This is a genomic window from Sulfitobacter sp. W027, assembly GCF_025143985.1.
In the GTDB taxonomy this organism is placed as follows: Bacteria; Pseudomonadota; Alphaproteobacteria; order Rhodobacterales; family Rhodobacteraceae; genus Sulfitobacter.
In genome coordinates this window covers 237,740-256,043 of record NZ_CP083567.1, presented here as the reverse complement: position 1 = coordinate 256,043, position 18,304 = coordinate 237,740, and the positions used below count along the sequence as shown (strand labels likewise).

The 18,304-nt window shown below is 55.9% G+C and carries 17 protein-coding genes; 7 read left to right on the top strand and 10 right to left on the bottom strand.

All coding sequences use genetic code 11. The annotated features are described in order from the left end of the window. Positions 1-7 precede the first annotated feature (7 nt). Positions 8-1,471 carry a xanthine dehydrogenase small subunit gene (gene xdhA, locus K3759_RS19735; protein ID WP_259986360.1) on the bottom strand — a complete coding sequence of 488 codons (1,464 nt, stop codon included), beginning with the start codon at positions 1,469-1,471 and terminating at the stop codon, positions 8-10. 158 nt (positions 1,472-1,629) lie between these two features. On the opposite strand from xdhA, the gene K3759_RS19730 reads away from it, so the two are divergent. Further along, positions 1,630-2,532: a LysR family transcriptional regulator gene (locus K3759_RS19730; RefSeq protein ID WP_259986357.1), complete on the top strand. Its 903-nt coding sequence runs from the start codon at positions 1,630-1,632 to the stop codon at positions 2,530-2,532. 135 nt (positions 2,533-2,667) lie between these two features. On the opposite strand, the gene K3759_RS19725 is transcribed toward K3759_RS19730, so the two are convergent. Continuing rightward, on the bottom strand, positions 2,668-3,900 hold the full coding sequence (locus K3759_RS19725) for a urate hydroxylase PuuD (protein WP_259986355.1): 1,233 nt from the start codon (positions 3,898-3,900) through the stop codon (positions 2,668-2,670). Between the two features lie 100 nt (positions 3,901-4,000). On the opposite strand from K3759_RS19725, the gene K3759_RS19720 reads away from it, so the two are divergent. Beyond that, positions 4,001-4,900, top strand: a complete 900-nt coding sequence (locus K3759_RS19720) for a LysR family transcriptional regulator (protein WP_259986353.1) — start codon at positions 4,001-4,003, stop codon at positions 4,898-4,900. Between the two features lie 24 nt (positions 4,901-4,924). Here the strand turns inward: K3759_RS19720 and uraH are convergent, their stop codons facing one another. Next, on the bottom strand, positions 4,925-5,278 hold the full coding sequence (uraH, locus tag K3759_RS19715; protein ID WP_259986351.1) for a hydroxyisourate hydrolase: 354 nt from the start codon (positions 5,276-5,278) through the stop codon (positions 4,925-4,927). Between the two features lie 149 nt (positions 5,279-5,427). On the opposite strand from uraH, the gene puuE reads away from it, so the two are divergent. The 3 genes from puuE to K3759_RS19700 are packed head-to-tail and all read left to right on the top strand — an operon-like array spanning position 5,428 to position 8,801. Continuing rightward, positions 5,428-6,840 (top strand): allantoinase PuuE, encoded by a 1,413-nt coding sequence (puuE, locus tag K3759_RS19710; RefSeq protein WP_259986350.1) that lies wholly within the window; start codon positions 5,428-5,430, stop codon positions 6,838-6,840. An 8-nt stretch (positions 6,841-6,848) separates the two neighbouring features. After that, positions 6,849-7,319: an ureidoglycolate lyase gene (locus K3759_RS19705; RefSeq protein WP_311199026.1), complete on the top strand. Its 471-nt coding sequence runs from the start codon at positions 6,849-6,851 to the stop codon at positions 7,317-7,319. 57 nt (positions 7,320-7,376) lie between these two features. Then, on the top strand, positions 7,377-8,801 hold the full coding sequence (locus tag K3759_RS19700) for a uracil-xanthine permease family protein (RefSeq protein ID WP_259986348.1): 1,425 nt from the start codon (positions 7,377-7,379) through the stop codon (positions 8,799-8,801). Between the two features lie 122 nt (positions 8,802-8,923). Here the strand turns inward: K3759_RS19700 and K3759_RS19695 are convergent, their stop codons facing one another. The 6 genes from K3759_RS19695 to bhcA form a co-directional block, all read right to left on the bottom strand. Continuing rightward, positions 8,924-9,922 (bottom strand): type I glyceraldehyde-3-phosphate dehydrogenase, encoded by a 999-nt coding sequence (locus K3759_RS19695; protein WP_259986347.1) that lies wholly within the window; start codon positions 9,920-9,922, stop codon positions 8,924-8,926. Between the two features lie 2 nt (positions 9,923-9,924). Then, positions 9,925-10,431, bottom strand: a complete 507-nt coding sequence (locus K3759_RS19690; RefSeq protein ID WP_067628544.1) for an AmiS/UreI family transporter — start codon at positions 10,429-10,431, stop codon at positions 9,925-9,927. Positions 10,432-10,497: 66 nt separating this feature from the next. Next, complete coding sequence (bhcD, locus tag K3759_RS19685) at positions 10,498-11,463, bottom strand: iminosuccinate reductase BhcD (RefSeq protein ID WP_259986346.1); 966 nt, start codon at positions 11,461-11,463, stop codon at positions 10,498-10,500. Positions 11,464-11,668: 205 nt separating this feature from the next. Next, positions 11,669-12,832, bottom strand: a complete 1,164-nt coding sequence (gene bhcC / locus K3759_RS19680; protein ID WP_259986345.1) for a 3-hydroxy-D-aspartate aldolase BhcC — start codon at positions 12,830-12,832, stop codon at positions 11,669-11,671. A 35-nt stretch (positions 12,833-12,867) separates the two neighbouring features. Next, on the bottom strand, positions 12,868-13,839 hold the full coding sequence (gene bhcB, locus K3759_RS19675; RefSeq protein WP_259986342.1) for a beta-hydroxyaspartate dehydratase BhcB: 972 nt from the start codon (positions 13,837-13,839) through the stop codon (positions 12,868-12,870). Beyond that, complete coding sequence (gene bhcA / locus K3759_RS19670) at positions 13,839-15,029, bottom strand: L-aspartate--glyoxylate aminotransferase BhcA (RefSeq protein ID WP_259986340.1); 1,191 nt, start codon at positions 15,027-15,029, stop codon at positions 13,839-13,841. Before bhcA ends, bhcB begins: the two co-directional genes overlap by 1 nt. Before the next feature lie 169 nt (positions 15,030-15,198). Between bhcA and bhcR the strand changes: the two genes are divergently transcribed. After that, on the top strand, positions 15,199-16,047 hold the full coding sequence (gene bhcR, locus K3759_RS19665; RefSeq protein WP_259986338.1) for an HTH-type transcriptional regulator BhcR: 849 nt from the start codon (positions 15,199-15,201) through the stop codon (positions 16,045-16,047). Here bhcR and K3759_RS19660 read toward each other — a convergent pair. Beyond that, complete coding sequence (locus K3759_RS19660) at positions 16,028-16,897, bottom strand: bifunctional allantoicase/(S)-ureidoglycine aminohydrolase (RefSeq protein ID WP_259986336.1); 870 nt, start codon at positions 16,895-16,897, stop codon at positions 16,028-16,030. The genes bhcR and K3759_RS19660 overlap by 20 nt on opposite strands. 792 nt (positions 16,898-17,689) lie before the next feature. On the opposite strand from K3759_RS19660, the gene K3759_RS19655 reads away from it, so the two are divergent. After that, positions 17,690-18,139, top strand: coding sequence for a hypothetical protein (locus K3759_RS19655; protein ID WP_259986335.1), 450 nt, complete (start codon positions 17,690-17,692; stop codon positions 18,137-18,139). Positions 18,140-18,304 lie beyond the last annotated feature (165 nt).

Below are 18,304 nucleotides of genomic sequence, written 5' to 3'. Positions count from 1 at the left end.
CCTTGCATTAAGCGTTGATGAGCTGAACGGGAGCAGTGCTTTGCGCATCCTGTTCAAGATAGAAACGGCGCAGCAGGTTCTGGGCCGTGAGCTTCCGGTACTGCGAGGACGCGCGCCAGTCGGTAAGCGGTTCGAAATCCTTGGCCAGCGCTGCTGCCGCGGCCTCGAAGTTTTCGCGCGTCCAGCGCTGACCGTTCAGCGCAGTTTCCGCGGCCTTCGCACGTTTAGGTGTTGCCGCCATGCCGCCAAAGGCAATGCGGGCATTGCTGATTACGCTTCCGGTGACGGTCATATGGATGCCCACGGCTACCGATGAGATATCCTCGTCACGTCGTTTGGAAATCTTGTAGGCGGCGTTCAAATCATTGGGGCCGGGCAGGGGAACCTGAATGCTTTCGACAAATTCCGCCGCTGCGCGATCCTGCTTGCCATAGTCGATAAAAAACTTCTCCAGGGGAATGTTTCGACGGGCATCGCCGTGCCGAAGCGTGATCTCGGCGCCAAGCGCGATTAGGACGGGCGGGGTATCGCCAATAGGAGAACCATTCGCGATATTGCCCCCGACCGTGCCCATGTTTCGCACCTGCCATCCCGCGATCCGGTTCCAGTATGGGATAAGATGTGGCAGGTGCTCCGACAGGACGGTCTGACAATCGGTGTAGGTGGCGCCAGCCCCGATTATCAGCTGACCCCCCTGTTGTTCGACTGTTTTCAATGCGTTCAAATGGCCGGTAAAAATCGCCGGTCCGATTTGCCGTAGGAACTTTGTCACCCATAGCCCGACGTCTGTGGACCCCGCGACGATGGTTGCGTTCGGGTAGCTTAAAAGGCAATCGGCCAGGTCGTCCACGTCAGTCGGAATGATGCTTAAGTTATCTTCGGGACCAGAGACGATGCGTTTCCCAGATTGAAGCGCTTGCAAGCGCGTCGTTATATCTTCGCGTTCGGCGTTCAGCAGGTCCGACGATGGCGTGCCATAGCGCGACACTGCCACCGCTGCCTTCATAATCGGCTCGTAGCCGGTGCAGCGGCAAAGGTTCCCCTGCAAGGCTGTCTCGACCTCTTGCGACGTCGGTTCGGGCGTCTGCATCCATAGCGCATAGAGCGACATGACAAATCCGGGCGTGCAAAAGCCACATTGGCTCCCGTGGTGTTCAACCATCGCTTCTTGGACGGGGTGCAACCGACCCTCTGGGCCGGAGAGATGCTCGACCGTGACCACATGGCAGCCGTGGAGGGAGGCCAGAAACCGAATGCAGGCATTGATCGGTTCATACACCAGCCCGGCATTGCCAAGCCGGCCCACAAGCACGGTGCAGGCGCCGCAATCGCCTTCGGCGCAGCCTTCCTTTGACCCGGTCAGGCGGCGGTCGAGCCGAAGAAAATCGAGAAGTGTTTGGCTCGCTGACACGTCGGCCAAAGACATCTCTGTGCCGTTGAGGATGAAACGGATGTCGCGTTGATAGTCCACGGGGTGCCTCCCAATCGCCAGTCTGGCTGTGATCGTCACCGCTACGATAGACACAGTTGTTTAGGTAAAAAAATCACCTGAAACGCTAAATACTTTCAACAGATCGTTGAAAATGAATTGGAGCTTGGGCATGTTCCTCTGATGAGGGGATCGCCTGTATGTCTTATATCGAAAGCTTGCGCGTCTTCGTTCGCGTGATGGAACTGGGAAGCATAACTTCGGGTGGCCGGGATCTGAGATTGACGCCTGCCGTTGCAAGCAAGCGTCTGAAAGAGCTTGAAAAACATCTCGGCGTGCGACTTTTTAATAGGACGACGCGCTCAATAACCCCGACAGAAGTTGGCACCGTATTCTACGATGAGGCCCGTGCTATTTTGCAGGCCTTGGATAATGCCGAGGCCCGGGTCGCCAGCTTTTCCGACGCCCCGCGGGGCACCCTGCGCATCACGGCACCACTTGGGGTCGGGCGACGAATAGTTGCGCCCTTGGTCCCAGAATTTTCTGATACCTATCCCGATACTGAGATTCGGATGCGGCTGTCCGACCGAAGGGTAGACATCATGGCCGATGGGCTCGACATCGCTTTCTTTATCGGCGAGCCGAGTGATTCCACGATGAAGCTGCGAAAGTTCGCGGATTGCGATCGGGTCTTGTGTGCCTCTCCGGATTATCTTTCGCGCTGCGGAACGCCAACGACGCCTGACGATCTTCACGATCAGGCTCACAACTGCCTTCTACTCCGGTATCCGAGGTCACCAGAGTATTATTGGACACTTCAGACCGATATGGGGCCCCGAAAACTGGAGGTTCGCGGGCGGTTCGATGCCGATGACGGTGATGTACTGACCGATTGGGCGCTGGCCGGGCGCGGGATCATCAACAAACCCCGCTTTGACGTGCGCGAACATCTGAAATTGGGAAGGCTGGTTGAAGTATTGCCGCACACCCCGCCAAAACCGACCATTTTTGGCTGCCTGTATCCTCACAAAAAGCTTCAGGACCCAAAGGTCCGTCTGTTCGTTGATCACATCGCACGAAACAGCAAACGCTTCTTCGTCTGAACCTCAAGCTCGTTCATCCTCGGATTTTGGTCAGGCGGAAAGCCGGTGCGCTGCGTCAAAGCCTGTTGGGCTATTACAGTGGTGACGGCCCGCTGCCGATACCCCCAAACCTTAAAAAAAGCGGAAAGCGGAGCGCTACTGGCTACGCACTTCGCGCACCCAAGCGACAATACTGCGTCGCGCTTCTTCGTCCATTTGTACGGCGTTTGGCGGGGGCATGGCATGGCTCACGCCCGCTTGGAGATAGATCTGGTCAGCATGACGCGCTACGTCGCCCGGGGTCTCGAGGTAGACACCTTTCGGCGCCCACTGCATATTGCCCCAGACCGGTTCTCGGGCATGGCACATTGAGCAGTTGCTAATGACGGAGTCGTAGGCGTTCTCAAACCCCTTTGCAGCGGCATAGGTCTGCTCGTACGCCGTTAGCTCACGGGCTTCCGCGTCCTCCCAAGTCTCACCCGTCCTGATGGTAGAAAGCCAGGCGATTAAAACCATCAGCAACACGGTCACTGCCCAAGTCCAATGCGGGCCGGTTCCGGTTTTGTGCATCGTGTTAAAGTAGTGGCGAATGGTAACCCCGGTCAGAAAGATCAGGCTGGCGATGATCCAGCTGAACTCAGTTCCAAAAGCCAGCGGATAGTGGTTCGACAGCATCAAGAACACCACCGGCAACGTCAGGTAGTTGTTGTGCGTCGAGCGCACCTTGGCGATCTTGCCGTACTTCGCGTCGGGCGTCCGACCGGCCTTGAGGTCTTCGACGACAACCCGTTGGTTGGGCATGATCTGGAAAAACACATTGGCGGTCATGATCGTCGCTGTGAAAGCACCGAGATGCAGCAACGCCGCCCTACCGGTAAAAATCTGGTTGTACCCCCAAGACATGATCACAAGGATCACGAACAAAAGCAGCATCAGAACTGTCGGGTGGTTGGCCAATCTGGATTTGCACATCGCGTCATAGAGCAGCCAGCCGATCGTCAGGGAACCGCCGGAGATCAGAATGCCCTGCAACAGCGATATATCGGCCTTGCTGGGGTCTAGCAGGAACAATTCACCGCCCACCCAGTAGATGATCATCAAGAGTGCCGCCCCTGACAACCAGGTGCTGTAGCTTTGCCATTTGTGCCAGGTCAGGTGCTCAGGCATCCGGGCGGGCGCCACCAGATATTTGACCGTGTGATAAAAGCCCCCGCCATGCACTTCCCATTCTTCGCCATAGGCGCCTTCGGGCAGGGCGTCGTTTGGTTTCAGCATCAGGTCGAGAGCGATAAAGTAGAACGATGCACCGATCCACGCCATTGCAGTGATCACATGTAGCCAGCGAACGCTGAACGCGATCCAGTCCCACAGAATTGCCAAATCGTACATGGCTTGCCTCCTAAGATTCGAATTTTCCTGCACACTAGGCGAGACAGATTTGTTCTGGTATCGCCGTAAAGGACCAAGCAGCATCAAAAAAGACAGAATAATGTCCTACTTCGATAACATCCGCACTTTCGTGCGCGTCTATGAACTTGGCAGCATGTCTGCCGCGGGGCGAGATCTGCGGATATCTCCAGCTGTTACGTCGTCACGGATATCCCAGCTAGAAGAACGGCTTGGTGTAAGACTTTTCCAACGAACGACACGCAGCCTCTCTCCGACCGAGCAGGGAAAGTCGTTCTATCGGGGCGCGACTGAAATACTCGAAGCCATCGAAAGCGCCGAGGCGCAAATCGTCAACATCACAGAAAACCTGAAAGGGTCGCTCTATGTGGCGGCTCCCTTGGGGGTGGGTCGACGATTGATTGCGCCGCAGGTCCCCAACTTTCTGAAAGACTATCCGGAGGTCAGCGTGAGGTTGCGTTTGACAGACCGGAAAGTGGACCTGACCACAGAAGGTCTGGATTTGGCATTTTTTCTGGGACAACCCGAGGACAGCAATCTGCGCATCCGTAAAATCGCAGATGTAGAAAGGGTCCTATGCGCCTCACCGGACTATATCGCGCGGCGTGGCATGCCTGACAGCGGCAACGCTCTGATTGCGGACGGACATGAATGTCTGAGCCTTCGGTTCCCGGGGGCCACTGAATTTCGATGGCTGCTGAAGACGGCGGAGGGTCCAAAGCGGTTTCGCGTCGCGGGGCGTTATGAGTCAGATGACGGGGACGTACTCACCGATTGGGCGCTGGCGGGACATGGCGTCGCCATGAAACCCGTTTTTGAGATTGCAGAACACTTGCGGACCGGCGCTTTGGTTCCAGTCGCCGAGAAGACGCCACCGGAGCCGATCCAAATGGCCTGCCTCTTTACGCATCGCCGTAGACAGGATCCGAAAACGCGCCTTTTCATGGAGTTCATGATCGATCGCATAGCAGCGACAATCTAGCCAAGCGATCAGAGGGCGGAAGTCTCAGCTTCCCCGATATGTTGAATATCCGAAAGGAGACAGCAACAAGGGCACGTGGTAGTGCGATTGCTCGGACATCCCGAAGCGGATCGGTATGACGTTTAGAAAACGAGGTTCCTCAGGCGGCGTGCCATTTGCATCCAGATAGGCGCCCGCGTGGAACACCAATTCATACTCGCCCACTTCGAACTCTGCTGCAGGCAGGATCTGTTCGTCAGTACGCCCGTCGTCATTCGTCTGAAGCGTTTTCAACAATTGCCGTTCAACACCCGTGATGCGAAACAATTCAATCTTCAACCCTTTGGCGGGGCAACCGAGTGCAGTGTCAAGGACATGGGTCGTAAGATAACCGGCCATTTTAAACTTCTCCTAAAACATTGTCCGTTTCTAGGCTGAATGCCTTCACGTGACAAATCCCCACTAACAGAAGGCTCCTTTAAATTTTTTTTGAAAAACAGACCCATTTTTACTGTTTAAGCTGGGTTTAGAAGAAGAGGAATATTTGCGTGAAACGTTACCCAAGAGATATGACCGGCTATGGTGGCACTGTGCCTGCGGCGCAATGGCCAAATGGCGCGAAAATCGCCGTTCAGATTGTTCTGAACTATGAAGAAGGTGGCGAGAACAACATTCTGCACGATGATGCCGCGTCCGAAGCATTCCTTTCGGAAATCACCGGCGCCGCTCCTTGGCCGGGACAACGCCACTGGAACATGGAATCGATCTATGAGTATGGCAGCCGCGCCGGGTTTTGGCGCGTTCACAACCTGCTGAAGGACACGCCGATTACAGTATATGGCGTAGCGACCGCCCTCATGCGGGCGCCTCAGCAACTCAAGGCGATGAAAGATGCCGGGTGGGAGATTGCCAGCCATGGCCTGAAATGGATTGAACACAAGGATATGGAGCCGCAAGAAGAACGCGCCCATATCCGCGAGGCAATCCGCCTGCATACCGAAGTGGTGGGGGAGGCCCCACGCGGCTGGTACACCGGGCGCTGCTCCATGAATACCGTAGACCTTGCCGCCGAAGAAGGCGATTTCGCCTATATTGCCGACAGCTATGCCGATGATTTGCCTTACTGGGTGCGGGCGGGCGGCAAAAACCAGTTGATCGTGCCTTACACGATGGACTGCAACGACATGCGTTTCGCGATTCAAGCGGGATACACGAACGGCGATCAGTTTGAGAGCTATCTCAAGGATAGTTTCGACATGCTCTATGCCGAGGGGGTCGAAGGCGAACCCAAGATGCTCTCAATCGGTTTGCACTGTCGTCTCATCGGGCGTCCGGGCCGTGCAATGGCGTTGAAACGCGCCTTGGATCATTTCGCGAAACACGACGGGGTGTGGTTCGCCACCCGGGAACAGATCGCCGATCACTGGGCAAGCCTGCACCCGCCTGCCGAGGGGGCCGCGCCATCTGAAATGGACAGGGAAACCTTTGTCGCTGAGTTTGGTGGCATGTTCGAACACAGCCCTTGGATCGCAGAGGGCGCATTCGATCTCGAGCTTGGTGCGACCCATGACAATGCTGCTGGCATTCACAACGCACTGTCGCGGGTATTCCGCAGCGCCTCCGAAGAACAGCGTTTGGGGGTTCTAACCGCTCACCCCGACTTGGCAGGAAAACTGGCGGCTGCCGGTCGCCTTACTAAGGAGAGTACCCTTGAACAAAAGGGCGCCGGGCTAGATTTATTGACCGATGAAGAACGGGAGACCTTCCAGAAGCTCAATGCGGAATATGTAGAACGGCACGGCTTTCCTTTCATCATCGCAGTGAAGGACAACACAAAATCGAGCATTCTTGAGGCATTTCACCGCCGCATCAACAATGACCGCGACACCGAGTTCTCCGAAGCCTGCCGACAGGTGGAACGCATCGCAGAGCTGCGCCTCATTGAGAAGTTTGCGTCATGAGTAACGTTTTGACGGCAACCAAAATTAATTCCGATGCCATCGCAGGGCTTGCAGAGCTGATTGAGGCGTCAGACACGCCCGACAAGCTCATAAACCAAGGGCGCTGCGGACGTTTTCATGATCGTGCGACCCTTGACGTTGATGGTCGCCTAGGAGTCAGTGTCTTTCAATCCACATCGTTCTCCCTGCCTTTTAAAATGGAAATGATGGAGCGGCATCCGCTGGGAAGCCAAGCTTTCGTGCCAATGCAGGAAGGCGAATACCTCGTCGTGCTGGCTGAAGATAAGGACGGTGCCCCGGCTGCACCCCGCGCTTTTATTGCCGGGTCAGGGCAGGCGGTGAACATCGGGCGCAACGTCTGGCACGGGGTTCTGTGTCCGCTGGCCGATCCGGGCCTGTTCATGGTTGTCGATCGGGTCAGCGACGGACCAAATCTGGAAGAACATTGGTTCGATGAGCCATTCATCATCGAGCGATAATTAATAACTCGGCAAAAAAGGAGCCGGCTCACGCATCAATAGGGAGGGACAATCACAATGTCTGATGCATCCATCGGAACGCCGGACCAACTCCGCGATCCAAATTATACCCCGCCGTTAACAAAAGCGGTACCACTTGGAATTCAGCACGTACTGGCGATGTTCGTATCGAACGTTACACCAGCGATCATCGTCTGCGGCGCTGCGGGTTTCGGCTTTGGCTCTAACAGCCCTGACTTTCCGCAAATGATCTACATGATTCAGATGTCTATGTTCTTCGCAGGCGTCGCGACGCTGTTCCAGTCGGTCGGAGTAGGTCCAATCGGCGCGCGCTTGCCCATCGTGCAGGGGACATCTTTTGCATTCATTCCAATCATGATCCCGCTTGTCGCCGGGAAGGGCGTGGACGCAATTGCGGTCCTGATGGGGGGTATCGTCGTCGGCGGCCTGTTCCACGCCTTTCTAGGGCTCTTCATCGGTAAACTTCGTTTTGCGCTGCCGCCGCTGGTCACCGGCTTGGTCGTGACCATGATTGGTCTGGCTCTGGTCAAGGTCGGTGTTCAATATGCGGCAGGGGGTGTGCCCGCAATCGGCACCGAAGAATACGGCTCTGGGCTCAACTGGTTCATGGCAGGTACCGTGATTTTGGTGACCCTCGGCCTGAAGTTCTTCACACGCGGCATGCTTTCTGTGTCGGCCGTTCTGATCGGTCTTTTGGTTGGTTATGTGGTCGCCTTCGCGCTTGGTCAGGTCAACCTTGGCTCCGTAGGTCGAGCGGCAAGTTTTGCTCTGCCGAACCCGTTTCACTTTGGCATCGAATTTTCGGTCGCCGCGATCATCGGCTTTTGTGCCATGTCCTTCGTATCTGCCATCGAAACTGTCGGCGATGTTTCCGGGATCACAAAAGGCGGCGCGGGTCGGGAGGCGAGCGACAGCGAAATCCAAGGGGCGACCTATGCCGATGGGATTGGCACGGCCATCTCAGGCATGTTCGGCGCGCTGCCCAATACGTCGTTCAGTCAAAACGTAGGTCTCATCGCCATGACGGGTGTGATGAGCCGAATGGTCGTTACAATCGGGGCGATTTTTCTGATCATATGCGGACTTGTTCCCAAAATCGGTGCGGTGATCTCTTCGATCCCGATCGAGGTGCTCGGCGGTGGTGTCATCGTGATGTTTGGCATGGTGGTCGCGGCTGGTATCTCGATGCTGTCCGATGTGAACTGGAACCGTCGCAACATGGTCATTTTTGCCATCGCCCTGTCGCTTGGTCTGGGCCTGCAGCTTGAGCCGGATGCGCTTCAGTATCTGCCGGGCACGCTGAAAGTCCTAGGGACTTCGGGCATCCTGCCTGCGGCCCTCATCGCCATCGTTCTTAATCTGGTACTGCCCGAGGAGCTTTCCGGTGAAGCCACCGACGAGGTTTCTGGCGGTATGGCAGGACAGGGGAGCGGATCACTCGCGCAGAGTGACCGCGTCTGATGGCGCTTTCGCGGTGAAGAAATCATCGCGGATTGAGCAAATGGAATGCGACGCAAATCTAAGCGTCGCATTTTCTTTTAGCGGGTCCCTAAGCTTTGAGGTCCCGTTTCAGTCTCACAAGATCACCGTCTCGCTGCGAGGCGTTCCGCCATTTCGAGCATGCGCGCCGAGAAGCCCCATTCGTTGTCGTACCATCCAAAGACGCGAAGCTGGCGCTGTTCGATTGATTGCGTTTCGGGAAGGGCGATCACCAGAGATTCAGGGCGGCTCCGAAAATCGGTCGAAACACAGGGGTCTTCTGTCAGGCCAATGAGGGTCGAGCCTGCAAAGGCTTCGCGCAGAAACTCGACAAATGAGCCGTCGGGCTGTTCCAAGATCTGGAGCGTCGCGTCGATTGCGGAGACAGAAATGCAAGGGACCCGTACGGCGCTGACGCTGAGCCGGCCATGGAGTTCAGGCAATACGTTAAAGATCTGATTAAGCGCGCTGGTTGTTGTCGGAACCATTGAGACAGCGGCAGCACGGCTTCTTTCAAGACTGGCACCGGGTTGGTCAACAGTCGGTTGGCTCCCGGTGTAGCAATGAATGGTCGTGATATGTGCTCTGGAAATTCCGAGCCCTAGATCAATCGTGCGGAGTAGGGGGGCGATCGCATTGGTCGTACAAGACGCATTTGACACGATCCGCGCATCGCCGAGTTCTTGTTCATTGGCGCCCAAGACAACCGTCTTGTCGGCGACCTCGGACGGGCCGGAGATTAGAATGTTCGACGCCCCAGCGTCGATGCCTGCTTCTGCAAAATCTCTATCCCTGACCTTCCCGGTGCATTCCAAAACAACATCCACACCGCGTAAATCCAAGGCGCGCAGGTCCGGTTCGCAGGTAAAGGGGATGGGGCGACCGCCAATTGTCATCTGGCGATCCCCCGTTTCTACTGGGAGAGGCAAAGGGCCGAAAACACTGTCGTAGCGCAGCAGGTACGCGCAAGTTTCGAGTGGCGCGATATCGTTGATGCCAACGACTTTGACGGCGGTCTGGCTCTCATTTTGTAAAATCTGGCGCAGCAAAGTCCTGCCGATGCGACCAAAACCGTTGATAAAGACACTTAGCTGGCGGGTCACGTTCAAGCTCCGTACATCAGGAAAAGGGCGGGCAGCCAGGCAGTCAGCACGCCGCTTAGGAGTGTGGCAACTGCTGTTTGGTCTTGAACTGGTTTCTTCAACGTCAAAGTGGCGAAATACATGAACCAAAGACCCGACCAAGTAAGCCAGCAAATGCCCAGCCAGATATCAATGAATTTCGCCGCAGAGGCGAGGGCTAAAAAGGCCTGAGGCAACACGGAAAGAGAGACAAACAGGCTGAACCAGCCCAGACCCCGGCCATCAGCTCCATTCAACCGGTTAACCGCCACCCAAAGGTAGGTCGCGCTGAACAGCAGGGTCAGGGCAACAGAGCGGATTTCATCCCCGGTCGTGGCGCGTACGAGTGACACAGCGGCGACTGTGGCGGTAATTGCCGCTGTGGCAAAGTTAATGACAACAATCTCTCGATCCGAGATGCGCCCAGACATCCAAAGACCATTCAACACAAGTACCGCCCCCACAAACAGCAGGGATATTGGCAAAAACATGAAACCTACCGTTTGTGCGCTGAAAGAAAGTCTTTCGGTTTCTGGGCCAGTTCAATGTGTCTCGGCTTAGAAGTCCACGTCGATTGCGATGCCCTGTTCAACGGCCAAATCAACGACTTTGGCCGCCACCGCGAGGTCCTGAAGGCCCACGCCGGTCCCGTCGAACAGGGTGATTTGATGATCCGACGTGCGACCCGGATTGGTCCCATTGATGACTGCGCCAAGCTGGGCAACATCCGTGTCCTTGATAAGCCCTTCAGCAATGGCATGTTGCGCCTCGCCGATGCTCACGGACTGGGCAACCTCATCGGTGAACACGGACGCGCGTGCCAGCAAGGCCGCTTCGACCTCCTGTTTGCCTTTGGTGTCGGTGCCCATACATGCGATATGGGTTCCGGGGCTGACGTGATCGGCCATCAACGACGGTGAAAAGGCGGAGGTGATCGAGATGATGACGTCTGCTTCGGTCATGCCGGGCAGATCGACGGATTCAAACGGAACCCCTGCCTCATTGGCCACTTTCTCGATATTGGGCAGCATCTCTGGGTGGTAGTTCCACCCGATCACCTTCTCGAACTTACGTTGCTCCAATGCGGCCCGTAGCTGGAAAGTGGCCTGATGACCGGCCCCTACCATGCCGATAACGGTCGCGTCTTTGCGCGCCAAGTGCTTGATCGAAACCGAAGACGCCGCCGCCGTACGCAACGCGGTCAGCAAGTTGCCCCCGACCATCGCTTTGACCTTGCCGGTGTCGGGATCGAACAAGAATACGGTGGACTGGTGATTGATGAGTCCCCGTTTTTCCAGATTGTTTGGCCAGTATCCACCGGCCTTCAACCCCAAGCTCAACCCGGCGCGATCAAATCCGCCTTTGAACCCGTAAAGCGCCTCTTCGTGCCCAATCGCTTCGCGTACGACAGGGAAATTGTAGGCGTCGCCGGAGGCCATTGCGGCAAAGACTTTCTCGATAGCATCAAAAGCTGCCTCGCGGGTCATTAGGTTGGCGATCTCACGTTCAGGTACGATCAGCATCTTTCTCTCCAAATCTTTTCGTTTCAGAAGTCCCTGAGAGGTTCACAAATGGTTTGAGAACATCGCGCTCAAGATCACGGCGGATAAGAGCATTCTGACACGTTTCTAAATGAGTTTGCCCATGTGCCCCGCCGGGAGGAAAGCAGACACATGGGCAGTTGTCTGGCGCTTTGCGAACCAGCCTCCCTACCTGACATAGGCTAGATCAGTAGGCGTGACCGCGCGCCGAAACTGGCCAGAGGCATTCAACCTTGCCGTTGCGAACACCGACATACCAATCATGGACGTTGGCGGTCGGATCGCAATGGCCCGGAACCAGCTTCAGCTTGTCGTTGACCTTCAACGCGCCGTTTGGGTCCATGACGACCCCATGCTCGTCCGAACACTTGATATATTCGACATCATTGCGCCCGTAGACCACTGGCAAGCCGCTATCGACGGATTGAGCCTTGAGGCCCGCGTCGACAATCGCTTTGTCTGCCTTTGCATGACTCATCACGCTGGTGAGGATGAAAAAGGCGTTTTCCCATTCACCTTGGTCAATGCGGTTGCCGTCTTTGTCGAGGATGCGCCCATAGTCCGCGTCCATGAAGGCATAGGAGCCGCACTGCAATTCGTTATACACACCAGAGTTGGACTCGAAATAGTAGGAGCCGGTGCCGCCACCGCCGACGATGTCACACTCCAAACCTTCGGCATTCAACGTATCGACTGCATCTTTGACCATGACCACGGCGATATCGATCTTCGCTTTGCGTTCGTCATAGCTGTCGAGGTGCTGCATTGCGCCCTGATAAGCCTGCAGGCCAGCAAACTTAAGACCCTCAGCGCCGTCGATGGCCTTAGCAATCTTAACCACGTCAGACGTGGTGGTCACACCGCAGCGTCCGGCGCCACAATCTATTTCGACAAGACATTCGATTTCGGTGCCATGTTTCTGCGCCGCCGACGACAGGTCAGCCACATTGGTAAGGTCGTCAACGCAACAGATCGTGCGTGCGCCCAGCTTGGGCAGACGGGCGAGGCGGTCGATCTTGGCAGGATCGCGCACTTGGTTCGAGACGAGGATATCTTTGATGCCGCCCCGCGCAAAGACTTCGGCCTCTGAGACTTTTTGACAGCAGACACCACATGCACCGCCGAGCTTTTCCTGAAGCCGTTGGACATCGACCGACTTGTGCATCTTGCCATGGGTTCGATGGCGCATGCCATGTTCCTTGGCGTAGTCGCCCATCTTCTTGATATTACGCTCCAGCGCGTCAAGATCGAGCACAAGGCTCGGTGTTTGGATGTCGGCCTCATCCATGCCCGGTTTTGCCGGGATATCGTAGCCCACTTCGAATTCGTCGAGATTGGTCATATCTTTCATGTCCGTGCTCCTTCATTTTCAGTCAATATTTGAGATCAGGCGGCGTTCAGCCATGGCAGCTTGTCGAGGTCGACATTGCCGCCCGTGATGATCAGACCCACGCGTTTGCCCTTAAAAGCCTCCGGGTTTTTGAGAACTGTCGCGAGCGGCACAGCAGAGGATGGCTCCATGACCACGCGCAGATGCTTCCACGTCAGCTTCATCGCCTCAATGATCTCTTGCTCTGACGCCGTGTAGATCTCGGACACATGGTTTGAGACGAAATGCCAAGTCAGGTCCTTGAGCGGGACCAAAAGCCCGTCGGCAATGGTCTTGGGGGCATCGTCTGCGATGATATGGCCCGCCCTGAAGCTGCGATAGGCGTCGTCTGCCTGTTCAGGTTCGGCAGCGATGATTTGCGTCTCAGGCGCGAGGGTCGCGAGGGTAAGGCAGGTGCCCGATACCATGCCACCGCCCCCAATTGGCGCCACCACAGCGTCAAGACCATCTGTCTGCTCAATGAATTCTTTCGAACACGTGCCCTGTCCGGCGATCACTCGGGGATCGTTGTAAGGATGTACGAAGTCGCCCCCTGTCGCTGCCTGCACCTCGGCAAAGGTTGCCTCGCGTGAACTGGTCGATGGCTCGCACTCGGTAATGACCCCGCCATAGCGGCGCACCGTGTCCTTTTTTGCCTGAGGTGCTGTACGGGGCATAACCACGTTGCAAGGAATGCCACGCTTCATAGCGGCATAAGCCAAACAGGATGCATGGTTGCCAGAGGAATGTGTCGCCACACCTTTGGCCGCCTGCTCCTCGCTGAGCCCGAACACCGCGTTTGAAGCACCTCTCACCTTGAAGGCGCCGGGCTCCTGGAAATTCTCGCATTTGAAGAATAACTCGCAACCGGCCAGTTCGTTAAGATAGTCCGAGCTGCGCACCGGCGTGCGGCGGATATAAGGGCCGATCCGCGCGTGAGCCTCTAGCATGTCCTGGTAGGTGGGGATGTACATCTGGCAGTCCTTCATCACGCAGCGTCCTTTTGCGCTGCCGCAGAATGGCCGCGATAATATTCTTGGGCCGCCGCGACCCCGGAACCGAGTTTGATGTTCATTCCGAGATCGACCATGCACATTTCTGCGGTGGCGATGCCGGAGAGGGCCATGACATCCGTCAGGCTGCCGAGGTGGCCGATCCGGAACACCTTGCCGGCAACCTCACCAAGACCCACGCCAAAGGCGACGCCATACTTGTTGGCGGCATGGGTCACGATATCGGTGGCGTTAAACCCTTCCGGGGTCCGAATGGCACTGACAGTGTCGGAGTAAACCGAAGAGTCCTCGGCACAAAGATCAAGACCCCAAGCGCCCACAGCCGCGCGCACACCCTTCGCAATTCGGTAATGCCGGGCAAACACATTCTCCAGACCCTCGGTCAGCAGCATGTCACAGGCTTGGTTCAACCCATTTAACAGACCCACCGCAGGCGTGTAGGGATAGGCGTTGTTCGCGTACCCCTTTGCCATGTCATGGACATCGAAAAAAGTGCGGGGAAGGGTGCCAGTCTGTGTGGCCTCCATCGCTTTGGGTGAGAAGCCAACGATGGCGAGGCCTGCGGGCAACATGAAGCCTTTTTGTGACCCGGTCACGGCAACATCCACGCCCCATTCGTCGAAACGGAAATCCATCGAGGCAATCGACGATACACCGTCGACGAACAGCATTGCCGGATGACCCGATGCGTCCAGCGCACGGCGCACAGCCGCGATGTCTGATTTCACGCCGGTGGCCGTTTCATTATGTGTCGCAAGGACCGCCTTGATCTCATGGCTCTTGTCGGCTGTCAGAATCTCTTCGTAGCGATCCGCCGGAATCCCTGCGCCCCATGTGGTTTCGACTGTCTGCACAGCAAGACCATGACGCTGGCACATATCGATCCAACGATGACTGAACATGCCGTTGCGCGCCGCAAGCACTTTGTCACCAGATGACAGCGTGTTGGTCAGTGCGGTTTCCCAACCGCCCGTGCCGGTAGACGGAAAAATGAAGATTTCTGCGTTGTCGCTTTTAAGGATTTTGCGAACACCTGCACGAGCGGGATGCAGAATTTGACCAAACAGTGGTGACCGGTGGTCAATCGTGGGCATGTCGCAAGCCTTGCGCAGGCTTTCGGGAATGTTGGTTGGGCCCGGGATGAAAACGGGATTTTGAAAGCTCATGGACGGTCTCCTTCCGTTGTTGGCTTCACAGTAGACCGGACCAGGGTGAACCGATATTTTTTTGAAATAGGGTTTCAGTTTTTGCCTTCATGCGTAAAGATGAGTGTTGTCAGTGCGTTATATTTTTCACATGGTGATTTCGTCTTTCACATAGAAACGAAGGGTTCTTATGGAATCTCAAGGCAATGGTTCAGGAACTGGTCGGAAAGCACGCGGAAGGCCCCGTGGCTGGACGGACAAGACCGCGCAGAATACGATCAAATCGCTCGACCGGGCCATGGAGGTGTTCGAGTATCTCAGCGAAGCGCAGGGCAAGCCGCTCTCTAAGCTGGCAGATGAGATGCGCCAATCGCCAGCGACCGTCTACCGTATCCTTGTAACCCTTGAGGGCAGGGGGCTGGTCGAATTCGATCACGAAGAGCAGGTTTGGTACATTGGTCCGCGCGCGTTTGTGATCGGCGCGCGTTTCCTTCGGCGCACAAGTCTTGTCGATCGTGCGCGACCCATCATGCGAAAGCTGATGGAAACGACCGGTGAAACAGCCAATATCGGCGTCGGAAAAGAAGAGGCGGTCTTGTTCCTGAGCCAAGTGGAGACACATGCGAACATCCGCGCCTTTTTCCCGCCCGGCAGCCTTTCTCCGATGCATGCATCCGGCATTGGCAAGGCGTTGCTCGCATATATGGATTCTGAGCGTTTGGACAGGCTTCTGTCGAAGGGACTGATGACGCGCTTCACCGTACATACGATCATTGATCCGACGGCCCTGCGCCAGAATCTCGAAGCCATTCGGGAAAGCGGCTTTTCAGTTGATAATGAAGAGAGAAACGAAGGCATGCGCTGTATCGCGGCGCCGGTATTCGACATGAATGGCGAAGCTGTCGCGGGAATCTCGATATCCGGGCCAACAAGCAGGGTCGGCGCTTCCAAAATCGAAGAATTGAGCCGCCCCGTCATCAAGGCGGCTCACCAATTGAGCCTCGCAATCGGGGGTAGCGTTACTTGGCCGCAGCCTTAAGCCGCTGATGTTGAGGGTATGACGCGGTGTCGGGACGGAGCGCCATATGGCGATTTACGTCCTTGTAAAGCAGGTACCGGAACCGCCCCGGGCCACCCGCATAGCATGCCTGAGGGCAAAAAGCGCGGAGCCACATGTAATCGCCGGCTTCGACTTCGACCCAATCATTGTTCAGATTGTAGACGGCTTTGCCTTCCAACACATAGAGCCCGTGCTCCATCACATGTGTCTCAAGAAAGGGAATAACGCCGCCCGGTTCGAATGTCACAATCGTGACATGCATGTCATGGCGCAGGTCGGAAGGATCGACAAAGCGGGTTGTTGACCATTTGCCATCGGTGCCCGGCATGGGCGTCGGTTCTATATCGTTTTCGTTCAGGACCAGCACGTCGGGCATATCCAACCCCTCGACCGCCTCATATGCCTTGCGCACCCAATGGAACCGCAGCACTTCTTCGCCTTCGTTCCGCAGGGTCCAGGCGCTTGAGGGGGGCAGATACGCGTAGCCGCCCGGGCTCAGCTCGTAGGTCTCGCCCTTGACCCGCAAAGTCGCGGCCCCTTCGACCATAAAAAGAACGCCTTCGGCTTCCGGATCCAACTCAGCTTTGTCAGACCCCCCGCCGGGCTGCACCTCCATGATGTATTGAGAAAAGGTCTCGGCAAAACCGCTCATGGGCCGCGCGATGACCCACAGACGCGTATCCTCCCAAAAGGGCAAAAAGCTTGTGACGATATCCCGCATCGTGCCCTTCGGGATGACCGCATAGGCTTCCTTAAAAACGGCGCGATCGGTAAGAAGCTGCTCTTGTCCGGGATGTCCCCCGTGTGGCGCGAAATATTTAGTGCTCATGGATGCTCCAGAAGAAAAAGACTGTCTAAGCCAAGGTATTCGATGCGGTTAGGGGGCGACCACCTGCAAAGTGACGACAGCTCTATTCGGTGAGATTTGAAAATAACCGAGTTAGAGGAAAATTAGGCATTTGTCCCGACCGAAGAGGCGAACGCAGTCGTTGGCTACAAGCAGATGATTACGAAATTCGGTGGATTGGTAATTGTTTACTCAGACCACCTCACTGGGGTTTAGGGGAGCTACTTCAGGTGGTCACTCGTTGCCACGGAGCTCGACCCCGACAGACCGACAATCGCTAGCGCGACGACTTTAAAATTCGCCACCGGTGCTGACAATTCCAAAAGGGGGCGGACATCTGGGTCGCTTGCCAAGGCATCGGCACGGTTAAGCTGATCCTACCAGCCGCTGATCTTATCAACAAGATCGAAGCAGAGTTTGCTGCCGCGACCGGTCATCTTTCTGCATAGGTTGCTAGAATTGAATAGACCAATCATGCTTCCCGTCGCTTTCTCATTGGAGAGCTACACCTTAGCGACCTATACGTCCAAGCAGCGGCGGTGTCCGTGGACGTGACGAAGTGACAATTAGCTTAACATAATTCGGCCTACACGTTGTCATTCATATGACAGGGACAAATTGCCTGTATCCTACAGAATGCTTTTCTGGATCTCTAGGTGCGCGACAATAGCCAAATTTAGTCGAGAAAGCAGTTTACCATGTCGGCCCATTCGTTCCCATTCACTCGATTTTAACCGCATTGTTCAATCTCCCTCTGAGAATGGAGATTGAACAATGGACACCTTATTAAAAACCAATGAACCGCCCTTTGGTGCGCTGAAACGAGAAAGCGCAGCTCTGATTTTGCAGGGCTTGCGGCGTGATGTCTATGCCGGCGTTTTGAAAGCAAGAGATAGCAGCGTAGGCGAAGCGTATATATGTGACCTTTTGCTTGATGGCCTCGGGCGGAAGCTCGAGATCAGAATTTCTGGCTGCCTGACACCGCACCGATCCTCCCGTGATTCTAACCGGATCACGGCCGCAATTCACGGCCTTTCTTTTCTATTAAAGCCGCCCAGGATGGAGTTGAGGCCTTTCCATCCCAATGACGCGGAGGTCCCTCATTTTGTCGGCCGCATTGACTTTCAGGTGGCTATCTTCCGGCTCAGTGTATTGCCCTTTGCGTCGGAGGGCGGCCCCGCATGGGTATGCGTCCTAGAGATACGCCGTCGGGAGGGTTGCTGACATGGAAGTTTATTTTGGCATTTCTTCGAGCCTTTTATCGCCTTTCCGGACGAGCCACCACGTCGGGTTCAGTGATCCGATCTTGAGTTACATTAACGATCCTCACTCTGCGTTTAAGGGTGAACACTATGCACGGAATGCCCAACGCTATTGTGAGGGCGCCAC

Coding starts and splice junctions, on each gene's coding strand:
- K3759_RS19730 (WP_259986357.1), top strand. CDS start 1,630: ATGTCTTATATCGAAAGCTTGCGCGTCTTCGTTCGCGTGATGGAACTG.
- K3759_RS19725 (WP_259986355.1), bottom strand. CDS start 3,900: ATGTACGATTTGGCAATTCTGTGGGACTGGATCGCGTTCAGCGTTCGC.
- K3759_RS19720 (WP_259986353.1), top strand. CDS start 4,001: ATGTCCTACTTCGATAACATCCGCACTTTCGTGCGCGTCTATGAACTT.
- uraH (WP_259986351.1), bottom strand. CDS start 5,278: ATGGCCGGTTATCTTACGACCCATGTCCTTGACACTGCACTCGGTTGC.
- K3759_RS19700 (WP_259986348.1), top strand. CDS start 7,377: ATGTCTGATGCATCCATCGGAACGCCGGACCAACTCCGCGATCCAAAT.
- K3759_RS19690 (WP_067628544.1), bottom strand. CDS start 10,431: ATGTTTTTGCCAATATCCCTGCTGTTTGTGGGGGCGGTACTTGTGTTG.
- bhcD (WP_259986346.1), bottom strand. CDS start 11,463: ATGCTGATCGTACCTGAACGTGAGATCGCCAACCTAATGACCCGCGAG.
- bhcC (WP_259986345.1), bottom strand. CDS start 12,832: ATGAAAGATATGACCAATCTCGACGAATTCGAAGTGGGCTACGATATC.
- bhcB (WP_259986342.1), bottom strand. CDS start 13,839: ATGAAGGACTGCCAGATGTACATCCCCACCTACCAGGACATGCTAGAG.
- bhcA (WP_259986340.1), bottom strand. CDS start 15,029: ATGAGCTTTCAAAATCCCGTTTTCATCCCGGGCCCAACCAACATTCCC.
- bhcR (WP_259986338.1), top strand. CDS start 15,199: ATGGAATCTCAAGGCAATGGTTCAGGAACTGGTCGGAAAGCACGCGGA.
- K3759_RS19660 (WP_259986336.1), bottom strand. CDS start 16,897: ATGAGCACTAAATATTTCGCGCCACACGGGGGACATCCCGGACAAGAG.
- K3759_RS19655 (WP_259986335.1), top strand. CDS start 17,690: ATGGACACCTTATTAAAAACCAATGAACCGCCCTTTGGTGCGCTGAAA.